18 protein-coding genes are annotated in these 17900 nt (G+C 59.4%); 12 read left to right on the plus strand and 6 right to left on the minus strand.

Going from position 1 to position 17900, the window contains the following annotated elements; all coding sequences use genetic code 11:
- Window position 1 precedes the first annotated feature (1 nt).
- From G7025_RS15940 to G7025_RS15950, 3 genes are all read left to right on the plus strand, one after another.
- The gene (locus tag G7025_RS15940; RefSeq protein ID WP_181080114.1) at window positions 2–1162 is read left to right on the plus strand and encodes an ABC transporter ATP-binding protein; all 1161 of its coding nucleotides are present in this window, start codon (window positions 2–4) and stop codon (window positions 1160–1162) included.
- Window positions 1163–1248: 86 nt separating this feature from the next.
- The gene (locus tag G7025_RS15945; protein ID WP_181080115.1) at window positions 1249–2595 is read left to right on the plus strand and encodes a carbohydrate porin; all 1347 of its coding nucleotides are present in this window, start codon (window positions 1249–1251) and stop codon (window positions 2593–2595) included.
- A 98-nt stretch (window positions 2596–2693) separates the two neighbouring features.
- The gene (locus G7025_RS15950) at window positions 2694–3539 is read left to right on the plus strand and encodes a D-hexose-6-phosphate mutarotase (RefSeq protein WP_181080116.1); all 846 of its coding nucleotides are present in this window, start codon (window positions 2694–2696) and stop codon (window positions 3537–3539) included.
- A 117-nt stretch (window positions 3540–3656) separates the two neighbouring features.
- Here the strand turns inward: G7025_RS15950 and G7025_RS15955 are convergent, their stop codons facing one another.
- Window positions 3657–4517 carry a MurR/RpiR family transcriptional regulator gene (locus G7025_RS15955; RefSeq protein WP_181080168.1) on the minus strand — a complete coding sequence of 287 codons (861 nt, stop codon included), beginning with the start codon at window positions 4515–4517 and terminating at the stop codon, window positions 3657–3659.
- 219 nt (window positions 4518–4736) lie between these two features.
- On the opposite strand from G7025_RS15955, the gene zwf reads away from it, so the two are divergent.
- Genes zwf through G7025_RS15970 form a run of 3 tightly spaced genes read left to right on the plus strand, consistent with a single transcriptional unit; the run spans window position 4737 to window position 7586 of the window.
- On the plus strand, window positions 4737–6203 hold the full coding sequence (gene zwf, locus G7025_RS15960; RefSeq protein ID WP_181080117.1) for a glucose-6-phosphate dehydrogenase: 1467 nt from the start codon (window positions 4737–4739) through the stop codon (window positions 6201–6203).
- Window positions 6190–6903, plus strand: a complete 714-nt coding sequence (gene pgl / locus G7025_RS15965; protein WP_181080118.1) for a 6-phosphogluconolactonase — start codon at window positions 6190–6192, stop codon at window positions 6901–6903. Before zwf ends, pgl begins: the two co-directional genes overlap by 14 nt.
- A gap of 17 nt (window positions 6904–6920) precedes the next feature.
- Window positions 6921–7586, plus strand: a complete 666-nt coding sequence (locus G7025_RS15970) for a bifunctional 4-hydroxy-2-oxoglutarate aldolase/2-dehydro-3-deoxy-phosphogluconate aldolase (RefSeq protein ID WP_026067364.1) — start codon at window positions 6921–6923, stop codon at window positions 7584–7586.
- A gap of 101 nt (window positions 7587–7687) precedes the next feature.
- Here G7025_RS15970 and G7025_RS15975 read toward each other — a convergent pair whose 3' ends face one another.
- Both G7025_RS15975 and G7025_RS15980 read right to left on the minus strand, forming a co-directional pair.
- Entirely contained in the window at window positions 7688–8869 is a 1182-nt protein-coding gene (locus G7025_RS15975; RefSeq protein WP_181080119.1) for an aminotransferase class V-fold PLP-dependent enzyme, read from the minus strand.
- A 12-nt stretch (window positions 8870–8881) separates the two neighbouring features.
- Window positions 8882–9118 (minus strand): DUF3820 family protein, encoded by a 237-nt coding sequence (locus tag G7025_RS15980; protein ID WP_181080169.1) that lies wholly within the window; start codon window positions 9116–9118, stop codon window positions 8882–8884.
- A 207-nt stretch (window positions 9119–9325) separates the two neighbouring features.
- Between G7025_RS15980 and G7025_RS15985 the strand changes: the two genes are divergently transcribed.
- Window positions 9326–9793, plus strand: a complete 468-nt coding sequence (locus G7025_RS15985) for a ferritin-like domain-containing protein (protein ID WP_003175720.1) — start codon at window positions 9326–9328, stop codon at window positions 9791–9793.
- Between the two features lie 111 nt (window positions 9794–9904).
- Here the strand turns inward: G7025_RS15985 and G7025_RS15990 are convergent, their stop codons facing one another.
- Both G7025_RS15990 and G7025_RS15995 read right to left on the minus strand, forming a co-directional pair.
- On the minus strand, window positions 9905–10375 hold the full coding sequence (locus tag G7025_RS15990; RefSeq protein ID WP_003175719.1) for a MaoC family dehydratase: 471 nt from the start codon (window positions 10373–10375) through the stop codon (window positions 9905–9907).
- Window positions 10376–10427: 52 nt separating this feature from the next.
- The gene (locus G7025_RS15995) at window positions 10428–11372 is read right to left on the minus strand and encodes an alpha/beta hydrolase (protein WP_181080120.1); all 945 of its coding nucleotides are present in this window, start codon (window positions 11370–11372) and stop codon (window positions 10428–10430) included.
- 203 nt (window positions 11373–11575) lie between these two features.
- On the opposite strand from G7025_RS15995, the gene fadD2 reads away from it, so the two are divergent.
- Together fadD2 and fadD1 are read left to right on the plus strand one after the other, a co-directional pair.
- The gene (gene fadD2 / locus G7025_RS16000; RefSeq protein WP_181080121.1) at window positions 11576–13264 is read left to right on the plus strand and encodes a long-chain-fatty-acid--CoA ligase FadD2; all 1689 of its coding nucleotides are present in this window, start codon (window positions 11576–11578) and stop codon (window positions 13262–13264) included.
- A 390-nt stretch (window positions 13265–13654) separates the two neighbouring features.
- Entirely contained in the window at window positions 13655–15346 is a 1692-nt protein-coding gene (gene fadD1, locus G7025_RS16005; RefSeq protein WP_181080122.1) for a long-chain-fatty-acid--CoA ligase FadD1, read from the plus strand.
- A 58-nt stretch (window positions 15347–15404) separates the two neighbouring features.
- Here the strand turns inward: fadD1 and G7025_RS16010 are convergent, their stop codons facing one another.
- Window positions 15405–15782: a hypothetical protein gene (locus tag G7025_RS16010; protein ID WP_181080123.1), complete on the minus strand. Its 378-nt coding sequence runs from the start codon at window positions 15780–15782 to the stop codon at window positions 15405–15407.
- A 199-nt stretch (window positions 15783–15981) separates the two neighbouring features.
- On the opposite strand from G7025_RS16010, the gene G7025_RS16015 reads away from it, so the two are divergent.
- The 3 genes from G7025_RS16015 to def all read left to right on the plus strand — a co-directional run bounded on the left by G7025_RS16015 (window position 15982) and on the right by def (window position 17843).
- The gene (locus tag G7025_RS16015) at window positions 15982–16167 is read left to right on the plus strand and encodes a CsbD family protein (protein WP_181080124.1); all 186 of its coding nucleotides are present in this window, start codon (window positions 15982–15984) and stop codon (window positions 16165–16167) included.
- 182 nt (window positions 16168–16349) lie between these two features.
- A complete protein-coding gene (locus tag G7025_RS16020; RefSeq protein ID WP_181080125.1) occupies window positions 16350–17300 on the plus strand; it encodes a YihY/virulence factor BrkB family protein in 951 nt (316 codons plus the stop codon).
- A gap of 3 nt (window positions 17301–17303) precedes the next feature.
- Window positions 17304–17843 carry a peptide deformylase gene (def, locus tag G7025_RS16025; protein ID WP_181080126.1) on the plus strand — a complete coding sequence of 180 codons (540 nt, stop codon included), beginning with the start codon at window positions 17304–17306 and terminating at the stop codon, window positions 17841–17843.
- Window positions 17844–17900 lie beyond the last annotated feature (57 nt).

The raw sequence follows: 17900 nt of genomic DNA on the forward strand, positions 1-17900 counted from the left end.
CATGGCTACGCTTGAACTTCGCAATGTAAACAAGACCTATGGCGCCGGCCTGCCCGACACCTTGAAGAACATCGAACTGTCGATCAAGGAAGGCGAATTCCTGATTCTGGTCGGCCCTTCGGGTTGCGGTAAATCCACGCTGATGAACTGCATCGCCGGCCTGGAGACCATCACCGGCGGCGCGATCATGATCGGCGATCAGGATGTCAGCGGCATGAGCCCCAAGGATCGCGACATCGCCATGGTGTTCCAGTCCTACGCCCTGTACCCGACCATGAGCGTGCGCGAGAACATCGAATTCGGCCTCAAAATCCGCAAGATGCCCCAGGCCGATATCGACGCCGAAGTGGCGCGCGTGGCCAAGCTGCTGCAGATCGAACACCTGCTCAACCGTAAGCCGGGCCAACTCTCCGGCGGCCAGCAACAGCGCGTGGCCATGGGCCGGGCCCTGGCGCGTCGGCCGAAGATCTACCTGTTCGACGAACCGCTGTCCAACCTCGACGCCAAGCTGCGTGTCGAGATGCGCACCGAAATGAAGTTGATGCACCAACGCCTCAAAACCACCACGGTTTACGTGACTCACGACCAGATCGAAGCGATGACCCTGGGCGACAAAGTGGCGGTCATGAAGGACGGCATCATCCAGCAATTCGGTACGCCGAAAGAAATTTACAACGACCCTGCTAACCTATTTGTGGCAAGCTTTATCGGTTCACCACCGATGAACTTCGTTCCTATGCGTCTAAAACGCAAAGACGGAAGGCTGGTGGCGCTGCTCGACAGCGGCCAGGCTCGTTGCGAGTTGCCACTGGGCATGAACGACGCCGGGCTGGAAGACCGCGATGTGATCCTGGGCCTGCGCCCGGAGCAGATCGTGCTGGCGGCGGGCGAGGGTAACGGCTCGTCGAGCATTCGTGCCGAAGTCCAGGTCACCGAGCCCACCGGCCCGGACACCCTGGTATTCGTGCAGCTCAACGACACCAAGGTCTGCTGCCGCCTGGCGCCCGATGTGGCGCCGCAGGTGGGCGAGACCCTGACGCTGCAGTTCGACCCGGCCAAGGTCCTGCTGTTTGACGCCAACACCGGCGAGCGCCTGGGCACAGTCGCCGCATTGCCGGTACCGGGGCACGCCGACAACGTGACCCAGTTCAAGGGCCGCTGAGTAAGATAAGTTGTTGTTTTAGTTAAAAAAATGTAACCCGCGTTAGATAAAAACAGTTTAATAACAATAAAGACGAGGATGTAGGGATGAAAAAGCAGCACAACAACACTCGGCTGATCTGCCAACTGTCAGCAGCAGCAGCCCTGGTATTGTCCGCCAATGCGATGGCGGCCGATGCCTTCAGTGCCGACTCCAAGTGGATGACCGGCGATTGGGGCGGCGAGCGTACCAAGCTGATCGAGCAAGGTATCGACATCAAGGCCGACTATGTCGGAGAGATGGGCTACAACGCCCACGGCGGTTACAACAACGACAAGACCGGTCGCTACTCCGACCAGTTCGGCCTTGGCGTGGCACTGGACCTGCAAAAACTGTGGGGCTGGGATAACACCCAGGCCAAGATCCAGCTGACCAATCGTAATGGCCAGAACATTTCCAACGACCGTATCGGCGACCCACGTGCCGGCACCTTGAGCTCGTCGCAGGAAGTGTACGGCCGTGGCCACATGGTGCGTTTGACCCAGTTCTGGATCCAGCACCAGATGTTCGACAACAAGTTGGACGTAAAACTGGGCTACTTCGGTGAAGGCGAAGACTTCAACACCTTCCCGTGCGACTTCCAGAACCTGTCGTTCTGCGGCTCCCAGGTCGGTAACTACGTCAACACCTGGTACAACTGGCCAGTCAGCCAGGCGGCTATCCGCGTGAAGTACAACATTACGCCTGAGCTGTACGCCCAGATCGGCGCCTACAACCAGAACCCATCGCAGCTGGAGCATGGCAATGGCTTCAAGCTCAGCGGCAGCGGCACCAAGGGTACTGTGATCCCGGTTGAATTGGTCTGGTCGCCGAAGGTGAATAACCTGCCGGGCGAATACCGTGTGGGTTACTACAAGAGCGCAGCCGATGCTCCGGACGTGCGTAAGGACGTCAACGGTGGCGATGCGGTCCTCAGTGGCGCTGACTTCCGTACCCGCAGCAGCAAGAAAGGCTACTGGTTCGTTGCGCAGCAGCAACTCACCACCCATAACGGTGACGCGTCGCGCGGCCTGAACATCGCAGCCAACGCCACCTTCCACGACAAGGAAACCAACCTGGTCGACAACTATCAGTCGCTCATGCTGGTGTACAAAGGCCCATTCGATGCGCGTCCAAAAGACGACGTCGGCATTGGTGCCGCGCGTCTACATGTCAACAACGACGTGAAGCGTAACTCTGAGCTGCTCAACGCCGCGAACGGTGTCAGCGATTACGACAACCCGTTGTACACGCCGATCCGCGAAACCGAATACAACTTCGAACTCAACTACGGCTTCCACGTCACCAACTGGCTGACCGTACGCCCCAACCTGCAATACGTCGTGCAACCTGGCGGCGTGGACAAAGTCGACAACGCGCTGGTGGCTGGCCTGAAAATTCAGTCTCAGTTCTAACGCTGGTGCGATAAGCTCCTTCTCTCTGTGCGCATTTTGCGGATAGCCATGGCTATCCGCTTTTTTTTGCGCAGCACTGTGATACAGGACCGTGGCACATGCCTGAGCATCCGCTGCAACGCTTTTTCAAATCCCTGCGCCCGCGCCCCGTGTTTGCCTGGGAGCGCTTTCAGATGCGCGATGTATTGGTGATCGACCATCCGCTGTGTCAGGCGGTGTTCAGTCGCCAGGGCGCGCAACTGCTGCATTTTCAGCCCCGTGGCCAGAAACCCTGGCTATGGTGCGCGGCCAAGTGGCCGCAGGTCGGCGCCATTCGTGGCGGCGTGCCGGTGTGCTGGCCCTGGTATGGCCGCCACCCCAGCGAAAACGCCTGGCCGTCCCATGGCTGGGCCCGGCTGATCGACTGGAAGCTGCTCGACAGCAGCAACGACGACGAAGGCGTGCGCCTGCACTGGCAGTTGCAACTGTGTGACTGGCAGGTGGACCTGCACGCGCACCTTGGCGATACCCTGGAATTGCGCCTGAGCACCGAGCATCAGGACGAACTGCCATGCCAGTTGAGCCATGCATTGCACGCTTACTGGCGTATTGGTCACGTCGACGAGATAGCGCTGTCTGGGCTCGACGGTGCGCAAGGTTACGATCAGCTCAATCGCCAGGTGTGTCAGCAGGAGGGCGAGTTGCGCGTGGAGGGCGGATGTCAACGGGTGTTTCAACACGAGGGCGAACTGCACCTCAAGGATCACGCCTGGCAGCGCGAACTGTGCATCGATACTGGCGAGAGTGCCGACACCGTGGTGTGGCATCCGGGCAGTCGACCATTGTTGGGCGTGAGCTTTAACGAGGCGTCAGGGTTTGTGTGCGTGGAGTCGGCGATGGCCGGGGCGAGCCTGGCGCCGGGGGAGAGGGCGCACCTGAGTTTGCAGGCTCGGGCTGGAGTTTAGCGTTGTTGCTTATGGCCTTATCGCGGGCAAGCCCGCTCCCACATTTGGAACGCATTCCCCTGTGGGAGCAGCTGGCTTGCCCGCGATGGCGGCGGTATTGCTGGTAGCGATTGGAGCTTAGTTAAACTCATCCCCCACCGGATACCGGCTGTCATTCAAGCTCTCTTTGATCTTGCGCAAATGCGGCTGGAAATCCACGCCGCGGCGTAACGTCATGCCGGTGGCCAGCACGTCCAACACCGTCAGCTGAATGATCCGCGACGTCATCGGCATATAGATGTCGGTGTCTTCCGGCAATGGAATATTCAGGCTCACGGTACTGGCCTTGGCCAGTGGCGAGTTCTCGGCGGTTACACCCAGTACCGATGCACCGTTTTCCCGCGCGATGCGCGCCACTTCCACCAACTCGCGGGTACGCCCGGTGTAGGAAATGATCACGAACAACTCACCGGTATGCGCCACCGAGGCGATCATGCGCTGCATCAGCACATCGGCATGGGCGGTGACCGCCAGGTTGAAACGAAAGAACTTGTGCAAGGCATCCATCGCCACCGGGGCCGAAGCACCGAGGCCGAAGAAGTGGATCTGCCGGGCCTGAATCAGCAAATCCACGGCCTTGCTGATCAGGTTAGGGTCCAGGGCCTGGCAGGCGCTGTCCAGGGAGGCGATGGCGCTTCCAAAGATCTTCTGGGTGTAGGCTTCGGGGTTATCATCGGCTTCCACGGCGCGGCTGACGTACGCCGCGCCACTGGCCAGGCTTTGCGCCAGCTGCAATTTGAGTTCAGGGTAACCGCTGACGCCAAATGAGCGGCAGAAACGGTTGACCGTCGGTTCACTGACCGAGGCGGCCTGGGCGAGGGCGGCGATCGAGAAGCGTGTGGCCTGCTGCGGGTTGAGCAGGATGACTTCAGCGACTTTGCGCTCTGCCTTGTTCAAGTCTTCGAGGCGGTTCTGGATCTGCTCCAGAAGATTTCGCACGCGGTCCATTCAGTCTTTCCTTCGGGCGACGATGCAAATTAAGGCCGGCAAGCAATCGACGAGCGGCCTGTTGCGGTGGCCTATCCTACTGAGGGTAGCTGAACACCACCACACGCAATGCGTATTTCGGGAAAATGTTGTGGTTATTACTACATTTTTCCTTGAGTGATACCTTGAAAAAAGGTATTTGTAGCTTAACTTGATAAAAGAACAAACATCATGCCTTCGATAACCGTAGAACCCTGCACCTTTGCCCTGTTTGGCGCCTTGGGTGATCTGGCGCTGCGCAAGTTGTTTCCTGCCCTGTATCAGCTTGATGGTGCCGGGCTCCTGCACGATGACACACGCATCCTGGCCCTGGCCCGTGAAGCCGGTTCCGAGCAGCAGCACCTGGCCCATATCGAAAAAGAACTGCGCAAGTACGTCGGCAAGGAACTGGACGAGAGCATCGCCCAGCGCTTTCTGGCGCGCCTGACCTATGTTCACGTCGATTTCTTGAAAGCCGACGACTATGTGGCCCTGGCCGAAAAGGCCGGCACCGAACAACGCTTGATCGCTTACTTCGCCACCCCGGCGGCGGTGTATGGCGCGATCTGCGAGAACCTGTCCAAGGTCGGCCTGGCGGACAACACCCGTGTGGTATTGGAAAAGCCGATCGGTTCGGACCTGGAGTCCTCGCGCAAGGTCAACGACGCCGTGGCGCAGTTTTTCCCGGAAAACCGCACCTACCGCATCGACCATTACCTGGGCAAAGAGACCGTCCAGAACCTGATCGCGCTGCGTTTCGCCAACAGCCTGTTCGAAACCCAGTGGAACCAGCACTACATTTCCCACGTGGAAATCACCGTGGCCGAGCAGGTCGGCATCGAAGGCCGCTGGGGTTACTTCGACAAAGCCGGCCAGCTGCGTGACATGATCCAGAACCACCTGTTGCAGCTGCTTTGCCTGATCGCCATGGACCCACCGGCCGACCTGTCCGCCGACAGTATCCGCGACGAGAAGGTCAAGGTGCTCAAGGCCCTGGCGCCGATCAGCCCGGACGGTCTGACCACCCAAGTGGTGCGTGGCCAATACATCGCCGGCTACAGCGCCGGCAAGCCGGTGCCCGGATACCTGGAAGAAGAGAACTCCAACACTCAGAGCGACACCGAAACCTTCGTCGCCCTGCGGGCCGATATCCGTAACTGGCGTTGGGCCGGAGTGCCGTTCTACCTGCGTACCGGCAAGCGCATGCCGCAAAAACTGTCGCAGATCGTTATCCATTTCAAGGAACCGTCCCACTATATCTTCGCTCCCGAGCAGCGCCTGCAGATCAGCAACAAGTTGATCATCCGCCTGCAGCCGGACGAAGGGATTTCCTTGCGTGTAATGACCAAGGAACAGGGGCTGGACAAGGGCATGCAACTGCGCAGCGGCCCGCTGCAACTGAATTTTTCCGATACCTATCGCAGCGCGCGCATCCCCGATGCCTACGAGCGTCTGCTGCTGGAAGTGATGCGCGGCAATCAGAACCTGTTTGTTCGCAAAGATGAAATCGAAGCCGCGTGGAAGTGGTGTGACCAGTTGATCGCCGGGTGGAAGAAATCCGGTGATGCGCCCAAGCCGTATGCAGCGGGCTCCTGGGGGCCGATGAGCTCCATTGCACTGATCACGCGGGATGGGAGGTCGTGGTATGGCGATATCTGAATTGAAACTGCCGCAAGGCGTCAACGCTCATGAGTACCGTACGCCTGCGTTGCTGGCGGACGGCCTGGCCAACGATGTGGCCGAGCAACTGCGCACGGCCATCAGTGCCCGCGGCGTCGCGACCCTGGTCGTATCCGGTGGGCGCAGCCCGGTGGCGTTTTTCCAGAACCTGGCCAAGCAGGGCCTGGACTGGTCGAAGGTCACCATCACGCTGGCCGACGAGCGCTGGGTACCGGTGGAACACGCCGACAGTAACGCCGGCCTGTTGAAGAAGTACCTGTTGCAGGGCCCGGCCGCCAAGGCGCGGTTCCTAAGCCTGTACAGCGCTGCCGTGAACCTTGAAGAAGCTGCCGAGCAGGCCGACCGCCTGCTGGCCGAACTGCCGGCCATCGATGTGCTGGTGCTGGGCATGGGCGATGACGGCCACACCGCCTCGCTGTTTCCCAACAGCCCGAACCTGAACGAAGCCCTGCAGCCCGACGGTACCCGCCGTTGCTGGCCAATGCTGGCGCCGACCGTGCCGCACCAGCGCCTGACCATGAGTCGCGCGTTGCTGGCCACGGCCCACTACACCGTACTGTCGATCTCCGGCAGTTCGAAATTGACCACCTTGAGCGCCGCGCTGGCCGGAGACGATGTCGCCGCCATGCCGATTCGCGCGTTTTTGCAACCTACTTTAGAGATTTACTGGTGCCCATGAGCCAAGGATCAGCCGCTATGAAAAGCCCACAACCGACCGTGTCCATGGCGGATAAAGTTGCCTTGATCGACAGCCTCTGCGCCAAGGCGCGGATCCTGCCGGTGATCACCATCGCCCGCGAACAGGACATTCTGCCGCTGGCCGATGCCCTCGCGGCTGGCGGTTTGACCGCGTTGGAGGTGACCCTGCGTTCGGAGTTCGGACTCAAGGCCATCCAGGTCCTGCGCGAGCAGCGTCCTGAGCTGTGCACCGGTGCCGGTACTGTGCTTGATCGTCACATGCTGGAGGCGGCGGAAGTGGCCGGCTCGCAGTTCATCGTTACCCCCGGGATCACCCGCGACCTGCTGGAAGCCTCGGTACACAGCCCGATCCCGCTGCTGCCGGGCATCAGCAATGCGTCCGGCATCATGGAAGGCTATGGCCTGGGCTACCGTCGTTTCAAGCTGTTCCCCGCTGAAGTCAGCGGTGGCGTAGCGGCGATCAAGGCGTTGGGTGGCCCGTTCGGCGAAGTGAAGTTCTGCCCCACCGGCGGCGTCGGCCCGGCCAATATCAAAAGCTACATGGCGTTGAAAAACGTGATGTGCGTGGGCGGCAGCTGGATGCTCGACCCAGAGTGGGTCAAGAACGGCGACTGGGCACGTATTCAGGAAGTCACCGCTCAGGCGCTGGCGCTGCTGGATTGATCTGATTTACCGAATCGTTGTTGCTGTGCTTAACGGCATTTTTGCGGTGCACTTGGTCGGTGTACCGCTTTTTTTTGCCTGCAATAACGTCAAGCTCGCTTCTAATGAGCGCGGTGGTGCAGTTCGGTGATGGCATGGACCAGATGATGGATGTCGGCCACCGAGGTGACCAACCCCGGTGTGACCCGAATGCACGTCCCGAACGATGCCCCGACGCGCGTCGTGGTGAAGAGGTTGTAGTCCTTGAGCAAACGCTCCGCCATCGCCTGCTGGTCACGACCGCTGAACTTGAAAGCGGTAATCCCGCAATACAACCTTGGATCGTCCGGCGTCAGCACCTCGATCCCCGGCAATGCCCGCACCTGGCTCACCCACACATTGCGCAGGTAATTGACCCGCGCGCCCTTGGCTGCCGCGCCGCCCAGCGCCCGATGCTCGTCCAGTACCCGCGGCAGGGTCATCAGCGCCGGAAAGTTCGGCGTACTGTAGGAGGTACGCGCGCGTACATCGGTGGTCGGGTAGTGGAATTCGCCCATGTCCGTGTCGATATCGGCCAGGCGCTCGGGCGCGATGTATAAAAAGCCCAGGGTCAACGGCGCGCCGATCCACTTGTGCAGGTTGAACCCGGCGAATTGGATGCCCAGTTCGGCGAGGTTGAAATCGATCTGGCCCAGGGCGTGGGCACCGTCGAGGATCACGTCTACGCCGTGGGCCCGCGCAGCCTGAGCAATGTTGGCCACCGGCATCACCAGCCCGGTGCGATGGGTGACGTGGGTCAGAGCCATCAGCCTGAGGCGCGGGTGTTGGGCGAAGGCATCGCGATAGGTCTGTAGCAGGCTGTCGAAACTGGCCGGGTGGGTGTGGGACAGTTCGACAACCTCCACACCGCGATGCGCCGCCAGCCAGCGCATGGCGCCCTTGACCGTGTCGTACTCCAGGTCGCTGATCAGCACCTGGTCGCCCGGCTGCAGGCGGTTGTAATTGCGGATCAGCGACTGCAAGGCTTCGGTGGCGTTGCGGGTGAACGCCACCGACTCGGGGTCCACTTCGATCAAGGCGGCGAGCAGGCCCCGGATCTCGACGCTCTCGCCTTGTTCAAAGCGCTGGCGCACATACACCGCATTGCTGCGGTTGATAAACGCTACATGCTCCAGGTAGTGCGCCTGGACCGCACGGCTCATGCGACCAAAGTAGCCATTTTCCAGATTGATCGGGCCTGGCTCACAGTCATAGCGCTGGGCGATGGCTTGCCAGTGCGCTTCGTTATCGGCATTGCAGGGCATGGGCGTGGGCTCTTAATGGCGTGGGGCGGGTTTGCCGTGCTTGGCGCGCAGTGGGTCGAGCAGTTCTGACAGGCCGTTGTGGTCGATTTCCTGCATCAGTGCCAGCAGACCGCCCAGTTCGCCGTGGGGGAAACCTTCACGGGCGAACCAATTGAGGTAAGGGCCGGGCAGGTCGGCGATGATCCGGCCCTTGTATTTGCCGAAGGGCATTTCGCGGGTGACCAGCAGTTCCAGCTTTTCCGGGTTCATGGGCGTCAGGCAGTTACGAGGTTGGTCTTGGAAAATACAGGCATTCTGCATGAAGGCCAAATGACAGATCATGCAAATAACGTAGATACAGATGGTTCAATATTTCGTAACTATTTGAATTTAAACAATAAAGTTATTTTTCAAAACCTGGCACGAGCGCTGCAATCATTAAGACAACCTTTCTCAACCCACATAAGGAATTGAAAAATGACTGACATCAACAAAGAATCGATCTCTGTACTGAACGACCTGATCGAAACCAGCATCGACGGTCAAAAAGGTTTCAAAGAGTGCGCTGAAGACATCAAGCACCCAGAACTCAAGGCGCTGTTTGCCAAGCGTTCTGCTGATTGCGCCACCGCTGCCGCCGAGCTGAAAACCGCCGTGCGTGCCCTGGGTGGTGATCCGGAAGATTCCGGCAGCGTTGCCGGCGCACTGCACCGTGGTTGGGTCGACGTTAAGTCGATGGTGACCGGTAAAGATGAAGAGGCTGTGCTGAACGAAGCCGAGCGCGGTGAAGACCACGCACTCAAGGCTTACCGTGAAGCGATCGAGAAGATCAACAAGCACAACCTGCTGGGCATTCGTGACCTGGTTGAGCGTCAGTACCATGGCGTACAACGCAATCACGACCAAGTGAAAGCCCTGCGTAACCAGGCTCGCGCTCAGTCGTAAGCTTACCGCGTAGTAAATGGGGGAGGGGGCTTGCTCCCGATAGCAGTGAATCAGTCGATGTTTAATGACTGACTTACCGCAATCGGGTGCAAGCCCCCTCTCACATTTGTATCAGCCGATGCTGATCGGCGGCAGTTCGGTCAGGGTCACCACCTGCTGTTTACGCGGTGCGAGGATCTCCGCCTCGCCATCCACCACCAGCTCATCGCGCTGGTTGAACACACGGGTGGCAATGCGCACGCGGAACTTGGGCAGTTTTTCCAGGATTTCCAGGCGCACGGTCAAGGTATCGCCAATCTTCACCGGCTTCTGGAAACTCATCTGCTGGCCGATGTAAATGGTACCCGGCCCAGGCAACTCACAGGCGACCGCTGCGCTGATCAGTGCGCCGCTGAACATGCCGTGGGCGATACGCTCCTTGAACATGGTCGCCTTTGCGTATTCCGCATCCAAATGCACCGGGTTGTGGTCACCGGACATGGCGGCGAACAGCTGGATATCGCGCTCTTCAACGGTTTTGCTGTAGCTGGCGGTCTGGCCGACTTCAAGGGCTTCGTACGGGGTATTGGTAACCTGGGTCATCTCAAGGTGCATCCTGTGGATAATCGGTAATTTTTTGATTTCAAAGGAAAAGTTATTCGCAGCGGGGCGGTCGATGCAAGCTCAGGGCGTGGTCCAGCCATGTCAGTACATCCGCCGTGACTTGCGAACGATTGGTTTCGTTGAACACTTCATGACGCGCCTGCGGGTAAATAGTCAGCTGCAGGTGCTGGCAGCCGGCCGCTTGCAGGGCCTGGGCCAGGTGGGTGAGACGCTTGCCCTCACTGACCGGATCACATTCGCCGCCCATTACCAGAATCGGCAGGCCCGGATCGATCTGCCGCAGGTTGGACGCTTTGCTGATCTGCTGCAAGCCGCCGAGCAGGTCCACCCACAATTGGTTGGTGCAGCGAAAGCCACAGAGTGGATCGTTGATGTACTTATCCACCTCGTCCGGGTCGCGGCTGAGCCAGTCGAAAGCTGTGCGATTGGGTTTGAATGCTTTGTTGAATGAGCCGAACGACAGAAAGTCAATCAGCGCGCTGCGACCGCGCACGCCTTGGCGCAGGCGTTCGGCGCGAGCGATCAGGCGCGCGGCGCGGTACAGCGCCACCGGCTGGAAATTCGACCCGCTGAGAATCGCCCCATGCAGGCTGGCGCTGTGGTGCAGCAGGTACGCCTGGGCGATGTAGCTGCCCATGCTATGCCCCAGCAGCACGATCGGCAGCCCCGGATGCTGTTGGCCGATGTGCTGGTTGAGGCTGGCCAGATCGCCCACCACTTTGCTCCAACCGTCGCGCTCGGCGAACAACCCCAGAGTACCTTCATCGGCGGTCCGGCCATGACCGCGCTGGTCCGGCGCGTACACGCCGTAGCCCGCGTCGCACAGCGCCTGGGCCAGCCGCGCATAGCGCCCGCTGTGCTCAGCCATGCCATGGGACACCATTACCACGGCCTTGATCGGAGCCTGCGGCATCCATTGATTCACGTAGAGACGAGTGTGATCGTTGGCGGTCAGCCAGAAGGTGGACGGGTTCATGGCGATTCCTTTGCTCCGGGTCGTTGCAGTGTATCGCTGATCGGGTGAGGGGCGGGGTATCTGCCTGCGCATCAGCGGCAAGATTCATACAATCAATGACACAGTTCAGTGTATTTGCCTGTTTGGCCATAGCTGCTAACGTCCCCAAAGCTCCGCTTTCTATAAAGGCGGCCGGACACATGCGGGCAAGGGGAATAAGAATAATGCAACCTGATTTCTGGAATGACAAACGTGCGGCGGGCGTTCCCAATGACATCGACCTCACTACCTACAAGTCGGTGATCGAAGTGTTCGAGCGGTCCTGCAAGGCGTTCGCCGACCGTCCGGCATTCAGCAACATGGGCATCACCCTCACGTACGCCGAGCTTGAACGCCAGAGCGCGGCGTTTGCCGGCTACCTGCAGCATCACACCGACCTCAAGCCCGGCGAGCGCATCGCGGTGCAGATGCCCAACGTGCTGCATTACCCGATTGCCGTGTTCGGCGCGCTGCGCGCCGGGCTGATCGTGGTCAACACCAACCCGCTGTACACCCCGCGCGAAATGCGCCACCAGTTCAAGGATGCCGGCGTGCGCGCGCTGGTCTACCTCAACCTGTTCGGTTCACGGGTGCAGGAGGTGTGCGCGGACACCGAGATCGACTACCTGATCGAAGCGAAAATGGGCGACTTCCTGCCCGCGGTCAAAGGCTGGCTGGTCAACACCGTCGTCGACAAGGTCAAGAAGATGGTCCCGGCCTACCACCTGCCGCGCGCCGTGTCTTTCAAGCGCGCGCTGCGCATGGGGGCGGGCCTGGGCGTGACCCGCCACCCGGTGACCCTGGATGACATCGCCGTGTTGCAATACACAGGCGGCACCACCGGCCTGGCCAAGGGCGCGATGCTGACCCACGGCAATCTGGTCGCCAATATGCAGCAGGCGCGGGCGTGCATGTCCCAGGTCAGCGACAACGGTCAGCCGCTGGTGCGCGAAGGGCAGGAGGTGATGATTGCGCCGCTGCCGCTGTACCACATCTATGCCTTCACCGCGAACTGCATGTGCATGATGGTGACCGGCAACCACAACGTGCTGATCACCAACCCGCGCGACATCGGTGGGTTTATCAAGGAGCTGAAAAAATGGCGGTTCTCCTGCCTGCTGGGGTTGAACACGCTGTTTGTGGCGCTGATGGACCACCCGGACTTCAAGACCCTGGATTTCTCCCACCTCAAGATCACCAATTCCGGCGGTACTGCCCTGGTCAAGGCCACCGCCGAACGCTGGAAGGCCCTGACCGGCTGCACCATCGGCGAAGGCTACGGCCTGACCGAAACCTCGCCGGTGGCCAGCACCAATCCTTACGGCAGCCAGTCGCGGCTGGGCACCGTGGGCATGCCGGTGCCGGGTACGGCGATGAAAGTGATCGATGACGAAGGCCACGAATTGCCCCTGGGGGAGCGCGGCGAATTGTGCATCAAGGGCCCTCAGGTGATGAAAGGCTACTGGCAACAGCCGGCGGCAACCGCCGAAACCCTGGATGCCGAGGGCTGGCTGAAAACCGGGGATATCGCGGTGATCGACAGTGACGGTTTTGTGAGCATCGTCGACCGCAAGAAAGACCTGATCATCGTGTCCGGTTTCAACGTATACCCCAACGAAATCGAAGACGTGGTAATGGCCCACCCGGCGGTGGCCAGTTGTGCGGTGATCGGCGTGCCGGACGAGCGCACCGGGGAAGCGGTAAAACTGTTCGTGGTAGCGCGTTCTCAGGGCGTTAGCCTTGAAGAACTGAAGGCCTACTGCAAGGCCAACTTCACCGGCTACAAAGTGCCCAAGCACATCGTCTTGCGTGAGTCGTTGCCAATGACGCCGGTTGGCAAGATCCTGCGCAGGGAGCTGCGCGAGATCGCCTGACCCCGAAGTGAAATGCAATCAAAATGTGCAAGGGGGCTTGCCCCCGATGGCGGTGGAACAGTCAGCATTTGTATCGACTGATCCACTGCCATCGGGAGCAGGCCCCCTCTCACATTCGTCTGTGTTTAACCTGTTAAGCCCTGTTCTAGAGCCTTTTCAGGCGGTATAGAATTTTTGCTCTAAAAATGACTATTGGATATTCTTGAGTCATGTTTATGACTGTAGGGGCCTCTTTTGGCTCTAGTCGGCCCTCGGCAAAGCTGCTACTCTCGGCGCGCTTTGTGACCTCTCGGCCTGCTTGAACGCGCCGGACTCACCTAAAAAAACATACACCAATAATAATCGCATCAAATGCGATGATGAATTCGCGTCGCTGAGGAGTGGGCTTCCATGAACGAAGACTTTTGGAAGGATAAGTACCCCGCCGGGATTGCTGCAGACATCAATCCAGACGAGTATCCAAATATTCAGGCGGTACTGAAACAGTCCTGCCAGCGCTTCGCCAACAAACCGGCTTTCAGCAACCTGGGCAAGACAATCACCTACGGTGAATTGTACGAACTGTCCGGCGCCTTTGCCGCTTACCTGCAACAGCATACCGACTTGAAGCCAGGCGATCGAATCGCCGTGCAACTGCCCAACGTCCTGCAATACCCGGTCGCTGTGTTCGGTGCCATCCGCGCCGGCCTGATCGTGGTCAACACCAACCCGCTGTACACCGCGCGGGAAATGGAACACCAGTTCAACGATTCCGGCGCCAAAGCGCTGGTGTGCCTGGCCAACATGGCTCACCTGGCGGAAAAGGTCGTGCCCAAGACCGCCGTCAAGCATGTGATCGTCACCGAAGTCGCCGACCTGCTGCCGCCGCTCAAGCGCCTGCTGATCAACAGCGTCATCAAGTACGTGAAAAAGATGGTCCCGGCGTATCACTTGCCCCAGGCCGTCAAGTTCAACGACGTGCTCGCCAAGGGCCGTGGCCAACCGGTCAGCGACGCCAGTCCGCTCAGCAGCGATGTGGCGGTGCTGCAATACACCGGCGGCACCACCGGCGTGGCCAAGGGCGCGATGCTGACCCACCGCAACCTGGTGGCCAACATGCTGCAGTGCAAGGCGCTGATGGGCTCAAACCTCAATGAAGGTTGCGAGATCCTGATCACGCCGCTGCCGCTGTACCACATCTACGCGTTCACCTTTCACTGCATGGCGATGATGCTGATCGGCAACCACAACATCCTGATCAGCAACCCGCGCGACCTGCCGGCGATGGTCAAGGAACTGTCGAAGTGGAAGTTCAGTGGCTTTGTCGGCCTGAACACGTTGTTCGTGGCGCTGTGCAACAACGAGGCTTTCCGCAAGCTGGACTTCTCCGCACTGAAAGTCACCCTGTCGGGCGGTATGGCCCTGCAATTGGCGGCGGCCGAGCGCTGGAAAGCCGTGACCGGTTGCGGCATCTGCGAAGGTTACGGCATGACCGAGACCAGCCCGGTGGCCACGGTCAACCCGATCCAGCATATCCAGATCGGCACCATCGGCATTCCGGTGCCCTCGACGGTGTGCAAGGTCATTGCCGACGACGGCACCGAGCTGGCGCTGGGCGAAACCGGCGAATTGTGCGTCAAGGGCCCGCAAGTGATGAAGGGCTACTGGCAGCGCCAGGACGCCACCGACGAGATGCTCGACAGCGAAGGCTGGCTCAAGACCGGCGACATCGCGATCATCCAGCCCGATGGCTATATGCGCATTGTCGACCGCAAGAAGGACATGATCCTGGTCTCCGGCTTCAATGTGTACCCCAACGAGCTGGAAGACGTGCTGGCCGGCCTGCCGGGCGTGTTGCAATGCGCGGCCATCGGTGTGCCGGACGAGAAATCCGGTGAGCACATCAAGCTGTTTATCGTGGTCAAGCCGGGCGCGACCCTGACCAAAGAGCAGGTCATGGAGCACATGCGCGCTAACGTTACCGGCTATAAGGTGCCCAAGGCCGTGGAATTCCGCGATGCCTTGCCGACTACCAACGTAGGCAAGATCCTGCGTCGCGAGTTGCGCGACGAAGAGCTGAAGAAGCTCGGGCTTAAAAAGTAATGCAATTCAAATGTGGGAGGGGGCCAAGCCACCTCCCACATTTTTTTGACTGCGGCTCTTACAGAGCGAACTGCGCGAAGCTCACACCTGCACCCGCCGGACGCACGTCCTTCAAGAACGAGTCCTTGTCCGCGCTCAGCTCCAAGGTGATCTCCGGCTTGCGCTTGCCCGCATTACGCACCACCAACCCTTCGAGTTTTTCACGCAGAAACGCCGTCGGCACCTTCAGGTGCAGCAACTGGTCGGATTCGGCGTTATGCATCAACAAGTGAATCCACTCGTACTGACCCACCGCAATCCGCGCCACCGGCAGATCGAACCACCAGATATTGCGTTTACGGTCCAGGTCGGTGAAATGGCAATTGTTGACGCCGAGTACGGCACCGCCCAATTCCTGGTTTCTGCGGGCAATGGCCTGTGCTTTATTGAGTTTCATAACCTTCCTACGGGATCTGTTATTCAGCGTAATAGCCTGAATGTGCCGCGCATTCTCGTGGGTTGGCCGCAAAACATAAAGCCCAACCTGTGCGCGACGATCAATTGCACGTTGAAATAATTGAAACTCTGCCGAACGGCCCCCGGTCAATCTTTAGGTAATGACCAAAAACCCTTGATTGTTCTTTCGGAGAAATACCATGGGCAGCACAGCGGATAAGGCAAAAGGTTTGGCCAACGAAGCGGTTGGTAACGTCAAGCAAGGTGTCGGCAAAGCGACCGATAACGACAAACTGCGTGCTGAAGGTGTGGTTCAAGAGAAGAAAGGCGAAGCACAGCAGGCTGTCGGCAAGACCAAGGATGCCGTCAAAAAAGCCACTAAGTAATGCTGGCTAGGGCGGGTGCAAACCCGTCGTCCTGCGGCCATCCACGGATGGCCGTTTTTATGTCCTGCGCTGCAACTAAACTTTGGAAATTGTTTCAAAGTCGCCAGATGGGCTACTTTGAGGTAGAAAACGGCTCTTGAGTCGCCCACGATCTTTTCCTCTTTGCGGCGAAAGGAGACGCTATGATTTTTCCCGTACTTGATGGCCTCAAGCTGCACACCGTGCTGTTTCGCACCATCAAGGAATTCGTCGATGACGAAATGCCCACCTACGCGTCGGCGCTGGCTTACCAGATGCTGTTCTCGCTGTTTCCATTCCTGCTGTTTTTGATCGCCCTGATCGGTTTCCTGCACCTGCCGGACTTCTTCAGCTGGCTGCGCCTGCAATCGGAACTGGTGCTGCCGCCCCAGGCGCTGGAGCAGGTCAACCCGGTGATCGACCAGCTGCAGCAATCCAAAGGTGGCCTGCTCTCGGTAGGTATCGTGATTGCACTGTGGACGGCCTCGGCCGGTGTTCGCCTGATGATGAGCGCGATGAACGCGGCCTACGACGTGGTCGAAGGTCGGCCGATCTGGAAGCGTTTTCCGCTGTCGATTTTCTATACCATCGGTATCGCCGGCATGCTGCTGGCCGCCGCCGCGCTGATGGTGCTCGGCCCCCAAGTGATGGAGTGGCTGGCGGGGCAGATCGGTATGCAGGAGTTTGTGGTGACCCTGTGGACCATCCTGCGCTGGCCGCTGATCGTGGTCCTGCTGATGTTTGCCGTGGCGTTGATGTACTACGTGATGCCCGATGTCGAGCAGAAGTTTCGCTTTATCACGCCGGGCTCGGTGCTGGCGGTGGTGGTGTGGATCGTCGCCTCCCTGGGCTTTGGCTATTACGTCAAGACCTTCGCCGACTACAACGCCATGTATGGCAGCATCGGTGCGATCATTGTGTTGCTGCTGTACTTTTATATTTCCGCCGCGGTGCTGCTGCTGGGCGCGGAGATGAACGCCGTGATCGAACACATGTCAGCCGAAGGCAAGGAACCCGGGGCGAAGGATTTCGACGAGCCGCCGGCCTTGGAAAAACAGCACGTGTCCGGCCTTGGCCGTGACCACTCCATCAAGCCCACTACTGACGAAGTCTGATCGATGATCCGTGAAATCCTGAAAATGGGCGACGAACGCCTGCTGCGCATCGCCCCTCCGGTTCCGCCGGAAATGTTCGACAGCCCCGAGCTGTGGCAATTGATCGATGACATGTTCCAGACCATGGAACACGTAGGAGGTGTGGGCCTGGCCGCCCCGCAGATCGGCGTCGACCTGCAACTGGTGATCTTTGGCTTCGAGAGCAGCGAACGCTACCCGGACGCGCCACCCGTGCCCCAGACCATCCTGATCAACCCGTTGATCACGCCGCTCAGCCCGGTGCTCGAAGAGGGGTTTGAAGGCTGCCTGTCGGTGCCTGGCCTGCGTGGCGCGGTGAACCGCTACCAGCAGATCCGCTATGAAGGTTTCGACCCCAAGGGCGAGCCTATCGTGCGCTTTGCCGATGGTTTCCATGCGCGGGTGGTGCAACACGAATGCGACCATCTGATCGGCCGCTTATACCCGTCGCGCATCACCGACTTCAGCAAGTTCGGTTTCATCGACGTGATGTTCCCGGAGCTGGATCCCACTACGGCCGATTAAACAAAGAAATGCCGATCAGAATGTGGGAAGGGGCTTGCCCAGTAGCCTTAGTTAGCT

Source organism: Pseudomonas lurida, from assembly GCF_013522705.1.
In the GTDB taxonomy this organism is placed as follows: Bacteria; Pseudomonadota; Gammaproteobacteria; order Pseudomonadales; family Pseudomonadaceae; genus Aquipseudomonas; species Aquipseudomonas quebecensis.

Excerpts from the sequence above, each read along its gene's own strand:
- G7025_RS15950 (WP_181080116.1), top strand. The coding sequence starts at position 2,694 with ATGCCTGAGCATCCGCTGCAACGCTTTTTCAAATCCCTGCGCCCGCGC.
- G7025_RS15990 (WP_003175719.1), bottom strand. The coding sequence starts at position 10,375 with ATGACCCAGGTTACCAATACCCCGTACGAAGCCCTTGAAGTCGGCCAG.
- G7025_RS15980 (WP_181080169.1), bottom strand. The coding sequence starts at position 9,118 with ATGAACCCGGAAAAGCTGGAACTGCTGGTCACCCGCGAAATGCCCTTC.
- G7025_RS15970 (WP_026067364.1), top strand. The coding sequence starts at position 6,921 with ATGAAAAGCCCACAACCGACCGTGTCCATGGCGGATAAAGTTGCCTTG.
- G7025_RS15945 (WP_181080115.1), top strand. The coding sequence starts at position 1,249 with ATGAAAAAGCAGCACAACAACACTCGGCTGATCTGCCAACTGTCAGCA.
- pgl (WP_181080118.1), top strand. The coding sequence starts at position 6,190 with ATGGCGATATCTGAATTGAAACTGCCGCAAGGCGTCAACGCTCATGAG.
- G7025_RS16010 (WP_181080123.1), bottom strand. The coding sequence starts at position 15,782 with ATGAAACTCAATAAAGCACAGGCCATTGCCCGCAGAAACCAGGAATTG.
- G7025_RS15995 (WP_181080120.1), bottom strand. The coding sequence starts at position 11,372 with ATGAACCCGTCCACCTTCTGGCTGACCGCCAACGATCACACTCGTCTC.
- G7025_RS16020 (WP_181080125.1), top strand. The coding sequence starts at position 16,350 with ATGATTTTTCCCGTACTTGATGGCCTCAAGCTGCACACCGTGCTGTTT.
- G7025_RS16015 (WP_181080124.1), top strand. The coding sequence starts at position 15,982 with ATGGGCAGCACAGCGGATAAGGCAAAAGGTTTGGCCAACGAAGCGGTT.
- G7025_RS15975 (WP_181080119.1), bottom strand. The coding sequence starts at position 8,869 with ATGCCCTGCAATGCCGATAACGAAGCGCACTGGCAAGCCATCGCCCAG.
- fadD2 (WP_181080121.1), top strand. The coding sequence starts at position 11,576 with ATGCAACCTGATTTCTGGAATGACAAACGTGCGGCGGGCGTTCCCAAT.
- G7025_RS15940 (WP_181080114.1), top strand. The coding sequence starts at position 2 with ATGGCTACGCTTGAACTTCGCAATGTAAACAAGACCTATGGCGCCGGC.
- G7025_RS15985 (WP_003175720.1), top strand. The coding sequence starts at position 9,326 with ATGACTGACATCAACAAAGAATCGATCTCTGTACTGAACGACCTGATC.
- fadD1 (WP_181080122.1), top strand. The coding sequence starts at position 13,655 with ATGAACGAAGACTTTTGGAAGGATAAGTACCCCGCCGGGATTGCTGCA.
- def (WP_181080126.1), top strand. The coding sequence starts at position 17,304 with ATGATCCGTGAAATCCTGAAAATGGGCGACGAACGCCTGCTGCGCATC.
- zwf (WP_181080117.1), top strand. The coding sequence starts at position 4,737 with ATGCCTTCGATAACCGTAGAACCCTGCACCTTTGCCCTGTTTGGCGCC.